Below are 13,992 nucleotides of genomic sequence, written 5' to 3'. Positions count from 1 at the left end.
CCGTTCGCACATTCTGGCAGATCTTGCGGACACAAGAGCACGAAGTAAGCCGTAACCCATCGCGCAGGGAAAGCCGGAATGCTTCCGCTGCCCTGTATGCTCGTGTGCATTTCCTTATGCGCAAACAGCACACGAGACCTCGGGTGCAGCGTGCATCCGGCTTTCCCTGCGCCCTTGTTTCGATGGAGGGCGGAAGTTTGAGCAAAGCTCGGGCGCCTTACGCCGCGGGAACGCGGACGCACACCCTCTCGCTGTTTGACAGTAGCTTCTGAATCCTGACAGGCACCCACCACAACGGGAAACGGCGTAGAGCCTCATCAGCCGCGCATCGCGCGACCGTGTTGTCCCCCACGTGGGCTTCTTGCTGAAACTAGCGACGGCCTTTGCCGCCCCGACGAGCATTCTTGCCCGCGCCTTGACGACCGGCGCGAACTACCTTCTCGGCACCTCTCGCGTGGTGCCCACCTCGATTGCCGCCGTGTTTCCCAATCCGCTTTCCCGGCTCTGCAATTGCTTTCGTTTTGGCCATAAGTCAGCTCTTGGTGTCACTGATTGGTGTCAGCTCTTTACGTTAGTTTTGGCGCTGGAATTTTCGTTCTGCCGATCTTCCTTGGTGATCGGACCTTTCGCAGCCTTGTTTCCGCCGCCCCATTGCTGAGTCTTCCGGCTTGCGTCGCCGCCCTGATGCTGCGGCGCATTACCCTTCGTGTTCGGGCTGGCACTTTCGCCCTTGTTGCGGGCGCGGTCGTCGCTTTGTTTCATCGCCATCTCCTTGCTCCGACCAAAAAGGAAACGCGTGGTGATTGCCACCGTTCCCAGGAACTGCCGCTTGGAAGAATTCGTTATAGCTATGATGAAAACCGCACCGAAAGACTGTTACGTGTTCGACATCGATGGGACACTTGCCGACGTGTCCCACCGGCTGCACCACATCGAGCGAAAATCAAAGAACTGGCGCGCATTTTTTGCAGCCAGCGCCAATGACAAAGCGATTGAGCACATCTGCGATCTGGCCCGGCATCTTTCCAAAGCCAAGCCGGTGGTCTTTGTATCAGGCCGCTCGGATGAGGTGCGCGAAGAAACCGAAGACTGGCTCGAACGCGAAACAGGTCTGCGTGGGCCTCTGTACATGCGAGACCGCCGCGGCCCGGACTACATCGTCAAGGCGGAGTTGCTGCACCGGCTTCAGGCCGACGGTTATCGGCCGATCATGGCCTTCGACGATCGCGATCAGGTCGTTGAGATGTGGCGTGCAAAGGGTGTTCCATGCGCGCAAGTCGCAGAGGGAATTTTCTAGCGGAAGATGGAGTTGGCGCATGCAGCGATCTTCGGACAGGGCCAAGATCGGCTCAGGACAAATAGTCCTTCTCATCGTACTTGGCGCTCTGCTTCTCCTCACCGGCGTGTGGGCCGCTTACGTCTGGAACGCAAGCAGCGACGTTCCGATGAGCGCGCACGGCTGGATCGCGCTTGGCCTTGGCACGTTCTTTTCGCTCCTGATCGGATGTGGCCTGATGGCGTTGATGTTCTTCAGCAGCCGAAGCGGTCACGACGAGGCCGCCAGTCCCCATTTCAGGCAGCGTCGCGAGGGTGAAGATCGGACGTGAGTCTGATCGATCGAGACGTCCCGCCTTCTGCCGCTCTACGCCGCCAGTGCATCCGGATTGACTTCACCCTTGGCGATATCGGTGAGCAGTGCATCGATCTCTTTCTCTTCCATCAGGCTCTCGTGCAGCGTCGCCTGGTCGTTGCGCAATTCCAACTGACCGGCCAGCGCGGCGGCCGAGCCGTAGGCGGCGATTTCATAGTGCTCGAGCTTCTGGGCGGATGCGATCAGGCCGGCATCGCGAAGGTCGTCGCCCTCCAGCATGCCAAGCATCTTCCGGGTCTCACGGATGAGCGCCTCCATGGCCTGGTCGACATGCGCCGTCGGGTCAGCGCCATGCTGGCGAAGAATGGCCACGAGGCGGTGCTTCTGCGTGACCGTCTCCGCGTGATGGTCCACCAGCGCTTCCTTGAGTGCCGGGTGGGATGCCGCCGCCGCCATCCGCAGCAGTGCTTCCGCAAGTTGGTCCTCGACGCTCACCAGTTCCTGCAGTTCGGCAATGTACATGTCCTTGAAATTCTTGATCTCCATGGCGAACTCCTTCTCTCAGGATGCGGATGAGGCTTCCGGCAGCAGCGCTGCATCGTCTTCGGAAGTAACCTGCACGAGCCGAGCGGCCTGTTTCGCGTTCGAGGCCTGCGATATCATTCCAACGAGGCCACGACGCATCTGGTTCCGGTCCAAAACCTGATCGAAGAGACCTGATCGAAGACCCAGGAGATGCTGTGATGACGGAATGGTACTTTGTCTGGGTGGAAGGCCTGCGAGGGCCTGCGCCGCAGAAATGGTCATCGGATGGGCTTTGGGGGCAGGTCGGGCGTCAGGATGTCATCGTCCGTTTTGCACTGAGCGACGAGGAAGCGCATCTGCCGCTCGACGAACTGGCAAGGCGGCATCCCGTTCCCGACGGGAAGTAGTCGGTGGCAGTCACGCGGTGGATCGCCGGAACTTCTCCACCTGGTTCCATGCGACTTCAAAATGCCTTTCTGCGGAACATTGCTAATTTAATTTTGTTGCCCGCTTGAAGCGGCGCCAAGAGGCACCACTGTCCCGACTTCAATTCGGCGTGCTTGCGGAATTGAAAGCGAAGCTGCGAGCCGGCGCGTGACGCCGGTGGGGACGAGCGATCAGGATCCGACACGCTTGACGTCAATTCCCTCCGCAGAAGAGCCGCGCGCGGTCAAGGCCGTCACGCGGTGCACACCAACCAGAAGCCAAGTAAGGAGATCGTGCATGAAATTGAACTCGGCACAGGTGGAACGCGCTCTGACGCAATTCGAAGCCCAGGCGCTTCCCGACGATCATCCGGTGGTTCCGCAGCTAGCCAGCATGTTTGGGGATCATACATTTTTCCTCGACAGCGGCGGGCTCAACGTCCTGGAGCCGACCGAGGCTTCCGAGCGGGAAACCACAATCGGCATGATCGTAAACCTAGCTTATTGGAGCGATGAGACGCTGACGAAATTGTCGCCACACGAGCCCGAGCCGACAGGCGTGATCGTCAGTCTCGAATCCAGGCACTGACTCTTCGAGTCCGGGACTCGGCGTGTGTTTCAGACGATTTGTCGTGCGCGGTCGCGTGCCGCGCGCGATGGTTGCTGGAGTGCGCGAGTTAGGTTTCGAAATGAACTCCGATCCGCGTCGTTTTTCGCCAGACGACGCGGCACGGCACATGGATGTGGTCGGCTTCGATCACCAGCGTGAAGCGCTCGGGAATGCCGACCGGGGTGCTCACTTCTAGCGCAGCGCCGGTTTCGGAGAGATTGCGCACCGTGCAATCGATGACGGCGCCGCTGCCAAACGAAATCTTGCCCGACTTCAAGAGCCGGCGCCGTGGTGCTATTCTGTGCTCGTTCACCACATGGACCTCCCACCTGAACAGGGAAGTTTCTACGGGCGAGGTTACTATCCCGTTACCGAGCGTTCTAGCCCGGATGCAACGCCAAGTCGTGGGTCGCCGCGGAACCGCCGCTTCCGCTCATCGAGCTTGGCCATCCGTTCGCGCCCGCCGGCCCTCGATCGGGTAGGCCGGGTCATTGAACCCCGGCGTCGAGGGATGGCCGCTCACCACCAGCCGGTCGACCAGCGCCTCGTCCTCCACCGTGAAGCGATAGTCGAGCGCTTGGATATAATCATCCCATTGCTGTTCGGTCCGTGGGCCCGCGATCACCCCGCTCACGAATGACGAATTCAGTACCCACGAAACCGCGAATTGCCCGGCGGTGATGCCGCGCGCTTCGGCGTGCCGCTTGATCTCCTGGGCGAGCTGCAGCGATTCCGGCCGCCATTCGGTCTGCATCATGCGTTTGTCGGCGCGCCCCGCACGCGTGTCCTGGTCGGGCGCCGCATCCGGCCTGTACTTGCCGGTCAGCACCCCGCGCGCCAAGGGGCTATAGGGCACGATGCCGAGGCCGTAATAGCCGCAAGCCGGAAAGTGCTCGACCTCCGGCATCCGGTTCATGGCGTTGTAATAGGGCTGGCTGACGATCGGGCGATCGATGCCGTTGTTGTCGCAGATATTGCAGATCTCGGCGACGCGCCAGGCGCGGTAGTTGGAGACGCCAAAATAGCGGATCTTTCCCTGGCGGATCAAATCGCCCATCGCGCGCACCGTCTCCTCCAGCGGCGTCGCGTGGTCCTCCTTGTGTAAATAATAGATGTCGATGAAATCGGTGCCGAGCCGTTGCAGGCTTTCGTCCGCGGCCTGCATTACCCAGCGCCGCGACAGCCCGCCGCGATTGGGATCGTCGCCGATCTGGTTGGCGAGCTTTGTCGCCAGAATCCAGTTCGTGCGATTATTTGAAATGGCACGGCCGACCACCTGCTCGGACTGGCCGCCATTATAGGCATCCGCGGTGTCGATGAAGTTGACGCCGGCCTCGCGCGCGTTCGCAATGATGCGCGACGACGTCGCTTCATCGGTCGGGCCGCCGAACATCATGGTGCCCAGGCAGATCGGTGAAATCTTCAGGCCGCTGCGGCCGAGTTGGCGGTATTGCATTGGGGTGGGTCCTTAAGCGGGTCCAGGCAGGATAGCGGTTGTCATCCGTCATTGCGAGCGTCAGCGAAGCGATCCATAGCGCCGCAAGCTGAGGCATGGATTGCTTCGTCGCTTCGCTCCTCGCAATGACGCGGAGAGGACGACACCTCAACCCTCGCTCTTCAATATCTTGAACACGCCGCTCGCCATCGCGATACAGCGCTTGTCGACCGTCACTTCCGTCGTGATGAAAATAAGGCTGCGGGTGGAGCGCACCACGTGCGGCTTCGACACCAAAACCTCTCCGATCTTGCCGGCTTCGACAAAATGCGTATCGAGCTGCACGGTCGCCAGCGTCGGCTTGCCCGAGACGAAGCGGGCGGTCATGCCGCAGGTGCGGTCGGCGAAGGTCATGATGACGCCGCCTTGCACCAAGCCGCGGCGGTTGTGGTGCTTGTCCTCGGTGGCAAGCGCGTATTCATGCGTGCCGTCGACGACGCGCTGCCAGAGCGGGCCGATCAGGTGCAGGAAGCCGGAGGTTTCGACGATCTTCCAGCCGTCGGATTTGAGTTTGTCCGCGGCCTTGACTGTCATGTCGCGCTTTCCGTTTCCTGCGGGCTATCTTGCTGTCCGGAGTCTTTTCATCTGATGCGCGGGTGTTGTAGTCAAGCGGGATGGCCAGGCCATTTGACGATACCACACGGCGGAATATTGCGGGGCTTTGCGCGGCATTTACGCGGACGCCCTCGGAGCGCGTAGAGCCTGAGCTGAAGCACGCCGCAGTCGCCATCGCGCTGACGGAAGCCGAGAGCGGCCCGGGCACCACATTTCTGTTGACCCGCCGCGCCGCAAGCCTGCGCGCCCACGCCGCCCAATGGGCGTTGCCGGGCGGCCGCTGCGACCACGGCGAGACGCCGGCGCAGGCCGCGTTGCGCGAGCTCCACGAAGAACTCGGCGTCGGCCTCGGCGAGAGCGATGTGCTGGGCCTGCTCGACGATTACCCGACGCGCTCAGGCTATTTGATCACGCCGGTGGTGGTCTGGGTCGGCACGAGCGCCGATATCGTCCCCAATCCAGCGGAGGTCGCCTCGGTGCACCGCGTCGCGCTCGACGACATCGAGCGAGCCGACGTCTTCAGCTTCACCAGGATTCCCGAAAGCGCGCGGCGCGTGATCCGCTTCCGCCATGCCGGCCAGCACATCCACGCGCCAACGGCGGCGCTGATCTATCAGTTTGCTGAAGTGCTGGCGGGAAGGGAGACCCGTGTGGCCGAACTGGAGCAGCCGGTGTTCGCCTGGAAATAGGGTCGGCGCCGCTGCCGAAACGGCTGCTCATCTCACCATGTGAGAGAGCGTGCTCTGCAGGTTGCGGATGTCGGTGGTTTCGGAGACGATGGCTGGGTCAAGAAGAAGAACATATCCGGGAGTCGCCCCACCATGTCCATCGGGAGAAAGTGGCTTTGCATCGCAGCCGCCATACTCGGCTTGAGCGCAACAACAGACGTTTCGCAAGCGCAGACCTATCCGGCCCGCGCTATCACGCTGGTCATTCCGTTCGCGCCCGGGGGCAGCACCTCGATCGTCGGCCGCGCCATTGCCGACAAAATGAGCGAGATACTCGGCGAGAAGGTGGTGGTCGACAACCGTCCCGGCGCTGGCGGTACGGTTGGCACCAAGGCGGTCGCGAAAAGCGATCCCGATGGCTACACGCTGCTCTTGGGTTACACCGGCACGCTCGCCATAGGCCCCTCACTCTACAAGAATCCCGGCTACGATCCGCGCAGGGATTTTGCGCCGATCGGCATGATCGGCAACGCACCGAATTCCCTCGTGTTGCATCCATCATTCCCGCCAAAGAGTGTCGCCGAGTTGATTGCCTATGCGAAGGCCTATCCCGACAAGGTCAATTTCGGATCGGCCGGCGCCGGCACCGCCAGCCACATCACCGGCGAATATTTCGCCCGCGCCGCCGGCATCAGGCTGGTGCACATCCCCTACAAGGGCACCGGCCCGGCGTTGACCGATCTCCTCGGCGGCCATATCCCGATGGCCTTCGCGCCGATCCCGGCCTCGCACGCCAATGTCTCCGCCGGCAAATTGCGCGCACTTGCGGTCACAAGCACCACGCGATCGAGCCTGTTGCCCGATGTGCCGACGCTGATGGAGGCGGGGCTAGCCGGCTTCGACGCTTCGCTCTACTACGGCCTCGTCGCGCCCGCCGGCACGCCGCGGCCGATCGTCGACCAGCTCAACAAGGCGCTGCGCGACGCTCTCGCTTCCAACGAGGTGAAGAAGCAGTTGGTGAATGACGGCACCGAAATCACCCCCGGAACGCCGGAAGATTATGCGGCGTTCATCGATAAGGACGAGAAGAAGTGGTCGCAGCTAGTGAAGGTCAGTGGCGTCGAGCAGGAGTGACTTTCTCCCTTCTCCCGCAAGGGGAGAAGGAAAAAGAGTCGCTCCCTTTCGGGGCTGACATCGCGGCGGCGCTTGCTACAACCGTGCCATGCGCCTGCCATTGATTCGCATGGGTTCCGGATTAGCTGCGCTCGCGCTGCTGGCGAGTACGCCGCCTGCCGTGGCGACGGAGCCGCTCCCTCCCTCAACCGCCGACGCCATGGCGCAAGCCGCCTCGCCGCAGGCGATGGCCGAATATCGTCGTAAGCTGAAAGAGTATCAGGAGGCCCGCGCCGCCTTCGAAGAGGAGGCGGGCGCCTATTGGGCCTCAATCTCCGAGAAGCGAAAGGGCCGCAACGCCAAGCGCCGGGAACGCCAGGCTATCACGCTCAACGATTACGTGCTGACCCAGCCGCCGGTCTACACCGGTCCGAAGCGCCCGGTCAGCCCGGAGCCTGAAGAAGAAAAGCCGCCGCGCGAGCGCAAGCCGCTGCCGGTGGTTGCCGATTTTCTTAAAGCGGCCGCCGAGCATTTCCAGTTCACGCCGCAACGGCCGGCAACCGAAGTCGAATTCAAGCGCGCCTATGCCCGCTACGCGTTGGCCTCGGGATTGACGCGCGAGCAGGCGGTGCGGGTCTACTCGTTCGAGACCGGCGGTAACGGCAATTACGACATGCAGTCGGGGCTGAACCCCTCGAAACCGGGCTCGCGCGCGATCTCGACCGCGATCGGCTACAATCAATTGCTCACCACCAACAGCGTCGAGCTGTTGGCCGAACAGGGCCACGAAATCATCAAGGAACTGACGGCAAGGGCCGCGACGCTGTCGGGCGCGCCGCGCAAGGCGATGGACCACAAGCTTGCCGTCTTGAAACGGATGGTGGCGTTCACGCGCACCGTACCGGATACCTGGTCCGAGCATGAGAAGCTCGCCAAAACCCCGCAGGGCTGGGCTGTGCACGCCATGGTGCTCGATATCGACGTCGGACCGATGCTGCAGACCCACAAGCTGCTGACATCGGTCCATTTCGCGCGCGCCAAGGGCTACAATCGGCCGCTGACCGCGGCCGAACTCGAAATGATGAACCTGACGGGCGACGGCACCGGCCTCGACATGGTCACCATGCCGCAGGCGATGCGCGAGCAGGTGCCGACCTCGAATTTTTTCCAGCGCGGCGGCTACGAGCGTAACCCGGTCGCAATCCGCCATAATACGGTGGCGAAACTATTGGCGATCACCGACGAGCGGATGGATTTCAACTCCAGCAAGCCCGGCGCGAAGGAGTTGGCGACGGCGTTTTAGTTATCACCCTCCAAGGGAGGTAAGTAGCGCGAGCGCTCGCAGTTCACTCCGACCCGAACATGAACTTGCCGTCGCCTTCCAGATAGGGGCCGGACCGCATGTAGAGCTGCCCATTCTGGCCGATGAAGAACAATGTGCCCTTCGGCACCTTCTTGGCTCCCTTGAGCAGCAGGCCCGCATTGTTCGTGCCCATCTTGTACGCGAGCGTCTTGCCGTCCCTGCCATAGGCATAGCCCATGTCCTGTCTCAGCTCCCAAGGCGTCGGCGCGGCGCCTTGCGCCAATGCGCCGGTCGAAAAGCCCGCCAGGATGGCCACCGTCAAAACCGTCTTCGTTGAACTGCACGTCATCATCCATCCTCCCCGTGAGCCTTCGGCTTCTGCCTCACGCTTTGAACAAATCACGAACGGCGTTGCGCCGTCAATTGCCACCTTCGACGCATCACACGGCCCTTGAGACTTTGTGATTTCCCGCGTCCGACTTCGCGACTATGTTCGCTTTTCCGGCTACAAGCATGCATTGCGAAAAACGTCATAGGGATGGTTATGATGAACCACGTCATGAAGATCGGTCTTGGTGTTGCGCTATCGTTCATGACGCCGGCTCAAGCGGCAGAGGCTGACAATTTCCAGCTGTCCAACAACCAGCGGATCGCCTGCAGTCGGGGATTGAGCGCGGGCAAGCTCAACACTTCGACCTGCAAATCCTATGCTTACGTGTTCAACACCAAGACGTCAGAGTATTTCCGCTGCCAGGTCTCGATGGCGCTGACGCGGGACAACAAGGAAGTCATCAACGTGCAGGCCGACGGCGGCTGCACCAAGAAGCCTCGCATCTTCGATACCGACGCGAACTATTCGTTCGATGCCACCGAGACCGAGCCGCCGAATACCAATTCGTTTTTCGGTCCGGGCGGCTATGCGGTCTGGGCCAGCGACAACAGTAATCTGAGGGTGCGCGGCTGCATCATCATCTCGTCCGGTCTCGGTTCCGACATCGCGAAATGCATCGATATGAAGTTCGAGTGAGCCTCGCTCAGAGAGCCTTCTCGGAGCCGGCTGCAAGCTGAGGGCGCGACCGCGCGAATTTGCGCACCCCGACGGGCTTGCCGAACAGATGGCCCTGGATCAGATCGAATTCCATGTCGTGCGCGGCAAGGTAATCGGCGCGCGTCTCGATGCCCTGGGCGACGGCGCGAGCGCCGTTGTCCCGCGCCAGTTCGACGATGCGTCGGCATACCGTCTGCTTCAGCCGATCGTCGGCGCAGCCCTTGAGGTATTGCTGGTCGACCTTCAGCTCGAGGAACGGGAAGCTCCGAAGCTCCAGCAGCGACGGCCATTCCGCTCCGACATTGTCGATGGCGATCGCGATATTGTGCAGGCGCAGCCGTCTTGCGGTGTCCACTGCGAGATCCGGATGGTCGACCACCTCGCTGCTGTTGATTTCGATCAGAAGCCCGCCGAACGCCGGATGGGCAGGCATGGCGCGGCACAGATCGCGCACCGCCGCTGCGTCGTCGAAGAACGATATCGGCAGGTTGATCGAGAGGTCGACCGGCCCCTGGCTCTCCAGCAGATAGCGCCAGTCCTCGATCGCACGGCCGATCACGAACTCGGAAAGCTTGCAAAAATGCGGATCCTTGTCGTCGGGAATGAAGTAGGCTGGCGGGACCACACCCCAGGCCGGATGCCGCATCCGGACCAGCCCCTCCGCTCCGCTGGGGACCAGCGTGCGGGTGTTGATCTTCTGCTGATACCACAATTCGAGCCAGCCAGCCTTCAACGCCTCGGCGACGTCGACGGCCGGGCTTGGCGCCGGCTCGGCAGGCAGCAGCGTCGCGAGGCTGGCGCGCAGGCTCGCCGCGCCGAACGGCGTCGGCAGGGAGGGCAGCATGGCAATGCCGTATTCTTCGCCAATTTGCCTGACGGCCTTAACCATGATCGTGTCGGGTTGACCGATCACGAGAACCTTGCCGCCGAAATTTTTCCGGACGATTGCCTCGAGAATTTCGCCGACATTGATCCCGTCGGCGCACACGCTGAGCACGATCAGGTCCGGCTGCTCCGCCTGCAGTACGCCTGCCAAATCGCCGGCCTGGCCGCATTCGCAGGTGACGAACCCGAGATCCTCGAGAGCGTCGGAAAGAAACAATCGGAGGTGCTTTTTGCTGTCGACGACGCACGCTCTGGGCGCCAGCTTCCGATGCCCGAAGTGCGCCGCGCGCGAATAGTCGACAAAGTTGATTTGCTCCATGCCACCCTCCCATTAGATACCCCAACGCCAGTGGTACATCGGCGTTGCGGTCGCAATCATGGAATTTTGCGGCAGGTCACATGATTACTTCGGTAGGGTTAAAGCAGCCGACAAGAATAAAATTTTAGGGAAACTGCTGCCGCGACGCAGCCAACCAGCGCCCGGGACAACTCGACGGGGTCATTTCATCGGCTTCGACACGTTGATGCCCGGCTTGGACAGCATTTGATCAGCCTTGCGCGTTAACGCCTGTGGTCGCTCGCAGGCGCCGCGATGTTCGTGGCTCAGCGAACCTCGCCTGAACGCTCCCTCGCAGGAGCAGCAATGCCGCAACGCTCACAACCCTTTCATCGGCCAAAAGAATGACCGCGGTCCTCGGCAGACCGCGGTCACTGATGACGCAAGCGAATTAGCTCCGGCACGTTGCCTTAGCCGCCGATGCCCTTCTCCTTGAAGTACTTCAACGCGCCAGGATGGAATGGGATCGGCGAGCGGTCCTGCACCTGGTTGTCGAGCGAGAAGCTCTCGGCTTCCTTGTGCACGGCAACAATGTCGGCCTTCTTCTCCACCAGCGTCTTGACGATGGTGTAGGCGTCTTCATTGCTCATCTTGTCGCCGGTGACGATCAGATTCCAGACGTCGGCGATGGAGTTGTCCTTGTCGTAGCCGGGATACGAGCCCGCCTTGATCTTGCTCGACGAATAGAGCTTGCCGTATTTGGCATTCATCTTCTCGGCCAGATCGCCATGGTCGATCAGCTTCATCTTCAGGCCCGGCGTCGCCGCGAGATCGGTGATTGCAGCGGTCGGAATGCCGCCCACCCAGAAGAAGGCGTCGATCTTGCGGTCCTTGACCGCATTGACGGATTCGGCGACGCCGAGCCGCTCGCGCTTCATGTCCTTGTCCTTGTCGAGGCCGGCTGCCTCGATGACGCGGAATGCCATCACCTCGGTGGCGCTGCCGGGCGAACCTGTCGACACGCGCTTGCCCTTGAGGTCTGCCATGGTCTGGATGCCGGTGCCTTCCACCGTCACCACATGCATGCGGTTCGGATAGACAACGAGCAGCGCCTGCAGCGGCACCTTGCCGCTCTTGAACTTGTCCTGCCCTTGCAAAGCATCGAGCGCCGCATCGGCCATGGTGAAGGCAAGCTCGCTCTTGCCGGCGCCGATCAGCTTGAGATTGTCGACCGAGCCGCCGGTGACCTCGGCGGTGGCCTGCACGTTGGGAAGGTTCTTCGAGAGCACATTGGCAACCGCGCCGCCGAGCGGATAGTAGACGCCGCCGGTGCCGCCGGTGCCGATCGACATGGTTTTCTGCTGCGCATGGGCTGCGCCGGCAAAGGCGAGCCCCAGAGCCATTGCCAGTATCGCTGTGGTCTTTTTCATTTTTGTCTCCTCAATTGCTTCTTCTCTATGTTGTGACCGCAGGCCGCTCTGGCGACCGCGTTTTGGCCTGCCACAGCAATACGCCGAAACCGATGATCAGGCCCGGCAAATAGGTGTAGCTGATATCGCGTCCGGTGATCCATTCGACCATTGCCTCAATCAGGCTTGGGAACACCAGCAGCAATCCCGATAGCAGAAGCAGGCCGCGCTCGACCGCTGTATTTTGTCGCAGCGCCCAGTTCTGGGCAAATGCAGCCAGCGCCAGCAGCCCCAAGCTTGTCTTGATCGTGATTTCGAGAATGTCGACCCACGATCCGCCCTTGGGGATCGACATCAAGAGGCCGCCCCCCTGCGGATCGAGCACGAAGACGAACGGCACCAGGAACGCCGGCAGCGTATATTTCCAGGACTGCAGCGTGGTCTTGTAGGGATCGCCGCCGGTAATGGCGGCCGCCGCGAACGGCGACAGCGCCGTCGGCGGCGAGACCTCCGACAGGACGGCATAGTAGAAGATGAACATATGCGCGGCGTAGTCCGGCACGCCGAGCTTGACCAGCGCGGGCGCTGCGATAACCGCGCAGATGATGTAGGACGCCGTCACCGGCACGGCGAGGCCGATAACCCAGACGATCAGCGCGGTGTAGATCGCGGTCAGCAGCAGGCTGCCGCCGGCATAGGCGATGACGATCGACGAGAATTTGAGGCCGAGACCGGTCAGCGTCACGATGCCGACGACGATGCCGGCGCAGGCGCAGGTGGTCGCGGCATTGAGCGCGCCGATCGAGCCGTCGGCCAGCGCCTTCACCAGTTTGCTCGGCACCAGCGCGGTCTCCCGGCGCAGGAAGCTCAGCGCAAAGGTGACGATAATGGCGTAGAAGACCGACAGCGACGGCGAGTAGCCGATGATCATGAAAAAGACGACGGCGAGCAGCGAGATGAAGTGGAAGCCGTACCGCATGGTCATCTGGCCGAGCGACATCTCGGGCGTGAAGGTCACGTTCTTGGCGTGGAATTTCTTGGCGTCCAGCTCGACCATGAACAGGAGCGACATGTAGTAAAGACAGGTCGGGATGGTCGCCATCCATATGACGTCGAGATAGCTGATCTTGAGAAACTCGGCGATCAGGAACGCGGCGGCGCCGAGCACAGGTGGCGACAGGATCGCGCCCAGCCCGCCGGCAGCCAGCAATCCGCCAGCGGCGTTCCTCTCGAAGCCCGCCTTCGCCATCATCGGATAGGCCACCGTGCCGATCATCACGGTCGTGGCGACGCCCGATCCGGAGGGGCCGCCGAGCAGGAACGAGGACAGCACCACGGTGCGGCCGGCGCTGTTCGGCTTGCCGCCCATCAAGGCCAGCGAGAAATCGATGAAGAATTTGCCGGCGCCGGAATGCTGCAGGAATGCGCCGTAGATCGTGAACAGGATGATCAGCGTCGCCGACACGTCAACCGCGACGCCGAAGATGCCTTCCAGCGTGATAAAGAGGTGACCGACCAGGCGGTCGAGGTCGTAGCCGCGATGGGTCCAGGGCGCCGGCAAATAGGGGCCGAGCATCGCATAGGCGATGAACAGCAGCGACACCACGGGCATGATTGCGCCGGTGGTGCGCCGCGTCGCCTCCAGCAGCATCACGATGAAGACGATGCCGACGATCACGTCCCAGCGGTCGGGCGTGGTGGCGCGATCGGTAAAGTCCTCGCCACCCCACAGCGCGTAGATGACGGTCGCCACCGCGACGATCCCGGGGACGACATCCCACCAGCGCACACGGTTGCGAAACCGCGTCGCCAGCGGAAATAGCAGGAAGCTCAAAATCAAGGTGAAGGCGACGTGGGTGTAGCGAAGCTCCTGGGTCGGAACGATGGCATAGGCCGCATAGAGGTGAAACAGGCTCATGACCACGGCAATCGTGGTCGAAATCCTTCCCGCCCACCCCATCAGGCGGTTGGCCGCGCCTTCTTCCGCCTCGATGTAGGCTTCCGCCTTGTGCAAGGCTTCGTCCGAAACGGCGATGACCTCGTCATTGGGCGGCGTTGTCTTGTCTACGTCCATGCTTCCCCCGGGGG

17 protein-coding genes are annotated in these 13,992 nt (G+C 61.8%); 8 read left to right on the top strand and 9 right to left on the bottom strand.

Annotated features, from left to right (window positions below; all coding sequences use genetic code 11):
• Positions 1 to 558 precede the first annotated feature (558 nt).
• The gene (locus CQ13_RS19275; RefSeq protein ID WP_245309230.1) at positions 559 to 810 is read right to left on the bottom strand and encodes a hypothetical protein; all 252 of its coding nucleotides are present in this window, start codon (positions 808 to 810) and stop codon (positions 559 to 561) included.
• Positions 811 to 829: 19 nt separating this feature from the next.
• Between CQ13_RS19275 and CQ13_RS19270 the strand changes: the two genes are divergently transcribed.
• On the top strand, positions 830 to 1,297 hold the full coding sequence (locus tag CQ13_RS19270; protein ID WP_156433753.1) for a phosphatase domain-containing protein: 468 nt from the start codon (positions 830 to 832) through the stop codon (positions 1,295 to 1,297).
• 19 nt (positions 1,298 to 1,316) lie between these two features.
• Positions 1,317 to 1,607 (top strand): hypothetical protein, encoded by a 291-nt coding sequence (locus CQ13_RS19265; RefSeq protein ID WP_057844406.1) that lies wholly within the window; start codon positions 1,317 to 1,319, stop codon positions 1,605 to 1,607.
• A gap of 35 nt (positions 1,608 to 1,642) precedes the next feature.
• Here the strand turns inward: CQ13_RS19265 and CQ13_RS19260 are convergent, their stop codons facing one another.
• Positions 1,643 to 2,137 (bottom strand): YciE/YciF ferroxidase family protein, encoded by a 495-nt coding sequence (locus tag CQ13_RS19260; RefSeq protein ID WP_057844405.1) that lies wholly within the window; start codon positions 2,135 to 2,137, stop codon positions 1,643 to 1,645.
• A gap of 197 nt (positions 2,138 to 2,334) precedes the next feature.
• Between CQ13_RS19260 and CQ13_RS19255 the strand changes: the two genes are divergently transcribed.
• Together CQ13_RS19255 and CQ13_RS19250 are read left to right on the top strand one after the other, a co-directional pair.
• Positions 2,335 to 2,523 carry a hypothetical protein gene (locus tag CQ13_RS19255; protein WP_057844404.1) on the top strand — a complete coding sequence of 63 codons (189 nt, stop codon included), beginning with the start codon at positions 2,335 to 2,337 and terminating at the stop codon, positions 2,521 to 2,523.
• A 316-nt stretch (positions 2,524 to 2,839) separates the two neighbouring features.
• On the top strand, positions 2,840 to 3,130 hold the full coding sequence (locus CQ13_RS19250; RefSeq protein ID WP_028348084.1) for a hypothetical protein: 291 nt from the start codon (positions 2,840 to 2,842) through the stop codon (positions 3,128 to 3,130).
• 88 nt (positions 3,131 to 3,218) lie between these two features.
• Here the strand turns inward: CQ13_RS19250 and CQ13_RS19245 are convergent, their stop codons facing one another.
• From CQ13_RS19245 to CQ13_RS19235, 3 genes are all read right to left on the bottom strand, one after another.
• Positions 3,219 to 3,464, bottom strand: a complete 246-nt coding sequence (locus tag CQ13_RS19245; RefSeq protein WP_057844422.1) for a PilZ domain-containing protein — start codon at positions 3,462 to 3,464, stop codon at positions 3,219 to 3,221.
• Between the two features lie 120 nt (positions 3,465 to 3,584).
• Entirely contained in the window at positions 3,585 to 4,607 is a 1,023-nt protein-coding gene (locus CQ13_RS19240) for an aldo/keto reductase (protein WP_057844403.1), read from the bottom strand.
• Between the two features lie 147 nt (positions 4,608 to 4,754).
• Complete coding sequence (locus CQ13_RS19235; RefSeq protein ID WP_057844402.1) at positions 4,755 to 5,180, bottom strand: PaaI family thioesterase; 426 nt, start codon at positions 5,178 to 5,180, stop codon at positions 4,755 to 4,757.
• Between the two features lie 80 nt (positions 5,181 to 5,260).
• Between CQ13_RS19235 and CQ13_RS19230 the strand changes: the two genes are divergently transcribed.
• From CQ13_RS19230 to CQ13_RS19220, 3 genes are all read left to right on the top strand, one after another.
• Entirely contained in the window at positions 5,261 to 5,890 is a 630-nt protein-coding gene (locus CQ13_RS19230; RefSeq protein ID WP_057844401.1) for an NUDIX hydrolase, read from the top strand.
• A gap of 132 nt (positions 5,891 to 6,022) precedes the next feature.
• Entirely contained in the window at positions 6,023 to 7,003 is a 981-nt protein-coding gene (locus tag CQ13_RS19225) for a Bug family tripartite tricarboxylate transporter substrate binding protein (RefSeq protein ID WP_057844400.1), read from the top strand.
• Between the two features lie 88 nt (positions 7,004 to 7,091).
• Entirely contained in the window at positions 7,092 to 8,285 is a 1,194-nt protein-coding gene (locus CQ13_RS19220; RefSeq protein ID WP_057844399.1) for a hypothetical protein, read from the top strand.
• A gap of 43 nt (positions 8,286 to 8,328) precedes the next feature.
• On the opposite strand, the gene CQ13_RS19215 is transcribed toward CQ13_RS19220, so the two are convergent.
• Positions 8,329 to 8,634, bottom strand: a complete 306-nt coding sequence (locus tag CQ13_RS19215; RefSeq protein ID WP_057844421.1) for a hypothetical protein — start codon at positions 8,632 to 8,634, stop codon at positions 8,329 to 8,331.
• Positions 8,635 to 8,832: 198 nt separating this feature from the next.
• Between CQ13_RS19215 and CQ13_RS19210 the strand changes: the two genes are divergently transcribed.
• A complete protein-coding gene (locus tag CQ13_RS19210) occupies positions 8,833 to 9,312 on the top strand; it encodes a hypothetical protein (RefSeq protein ID WP_057844420.1) in 480 nt (159 codons plus the stop codon).
• Positions 9,313 to 9,319: 7 nt separating this feature from the next.
• On the opposite strand, the gene CQ13_RS19205 is transcribed toward CQ13_RS19210, so the two are convergent.
• The 3 genes from CQ13_RS19205 to CQ13_RS19195 form a co-directional block, all read right to left on the bottom strand.
• Positions 9,320 to 10,537: an EAL domain-containing response regulator gene (locus CQ13_RS19205; RefSeq protein WP_057844398.1), complete on the bottom strand. Its 1,218-nt coding sequence runs from the start codon at positions 10,535 to 10,537 to the stop codon at positions 9,320 to 9,322.
• Positions 10,538 to 10,965: 428 nt separating this feature from the next.
• On the bottom strand, positions 10,966 to 11,925 hold the full coding sequence (locus CQ13_RS19200; protein ID WP_057844397.1) for a TAXI family TRAP transporter solute-binding subunit: 960 nt from the start codon (positions 11,923 to 11,925) through the stop codon (positions 10,966 to 10,968).
• Between the two features lie 25 nt (positions 11,926 to 11,950).
• Entirely contained in the window at positions 11,951 to 13,978 is a 2,028-nt protein-coding gene (locus CQ13_RS19195; RefSeq protein ID WP_057844396.1) for a TRAP transporter permease, read from the bottom strand.
• Between the last annotated feature and the right edge of the window lie 14 nt (positions 13,979 to 13,992).

The sequence above is a fragment of the Bradyrhizobium retamae genome (genome assembly GCF_001440415.1).
GTDB classification, from domain to species: Bacteria; Pseudomonadota; Alphaproteobacteria; order Rhizobiales; family Xanthobacteraceae; genus Bradyrhizobium; species Bradyrhizobium retamae.
Note: the sequence above shows the minus strand (reverse complement) of the source record. Positions and strands in the feature narration are given on the sequence as shown.

Bases quoted from the DNA above. Each gene is read 5' to 3' on its own strand.
- CQ13_RS19265 (WP_057844406.1), top strand. From the start codon at position 1,317: ATGCAGCGATCTTCGGACAGGGCCAAGATCGGCTCAGGACAAATAGTC.
- CQ13_RS19260 (WP_057844405.1), bottom strand. From the start codon at position 2,137: ATGGAGATCAAGAATTTCAAGGACATGTACATTGCCGAACTGCAGGAA.
- CQ13_RS19255 (WP_057844404.1), top strand. From the start codon at position 2,335: ATGACGGAATGGTACTTTGTCTGGGTGGAAGGCCTGCGAGGGCCTGCG.
- CQ13_RS19250 (WP_028348084.1), top strand. From the start codon at position 2,840: ATGAAATTGAACTCGGCACAGGTGGAACGCGCTCTGACGCAATTCGAA.
- CQ13_RS19240 (WP_057844403.1), bottom strand. From the start codon at position 4,607: ATGCAATACCGCCAACTCGGCCGCAGCGGCCTGAAGATTTCACCGATC.
- CQ13_RS19235 (WP_057844402.1), bottom strand. From the start codon at position 5,180: ATGACAGTCAAGGCCGCGGACAAACTCAAATCCGACGGCTGGAAGATC.
- CQ13_RS19230 (WP_057844401.1), top strand. From the start codon at position 5,261: ATGGCCAGGCCATTTGACGATACCACACGGCGGAATATTGCGGGGCTT.
- CQ13_RS19225 (WP_057844400.1), top strand. From the start codon at position 6,023: ATGTCCATCGGGAGAAAGTGGCTTTGCATCGCAGCCGCCATACTCGGC.
- CQ13_RS19220 (WP_057844399.1), top strand. From the start codon at position 7,092: ATGCGCCTGCCATTGATTCGCATGGGTTCCGGATTAGCTGCGCTCGCG.
- CQ13_RS19215 (WP_057844421.1), bottom strand. From the start codon at position 8,634: ATGACGTGCAGTTCAACGAAGACGGTTTTGACGGTGGCCATCCTGGCG.
- CQ13_RS19210 (WP_057844420.1), top strand. From the start codon at position 8,833: ATGAACCACGTCATGAAGATCGGTCTTGGTGTTGCGCTATCGTTCATG.
- CQ13_RS19205 (WP_057844398.1), bottom strand. From the start codon at position 10,537: ATGGAGCAAATCAACTTTGTCGACTATTCGCGCGCGGCGCACTTCGGG.
- CQ13_RS19200 (WP_057844397.1), bottom strand. From the start codon at position 11,925: ATGAAAAAGACCACAGCGATACTGGCAATGGCTCTGGGGCTCGCCTTT.
- CQ13_RS19195 (WP_057844396.1), bottom strand. From the start codon at position 13,978: ATGGACGTAGACAAGACAACGCCGCCCAATGACGAGGTCATCGCCGTT.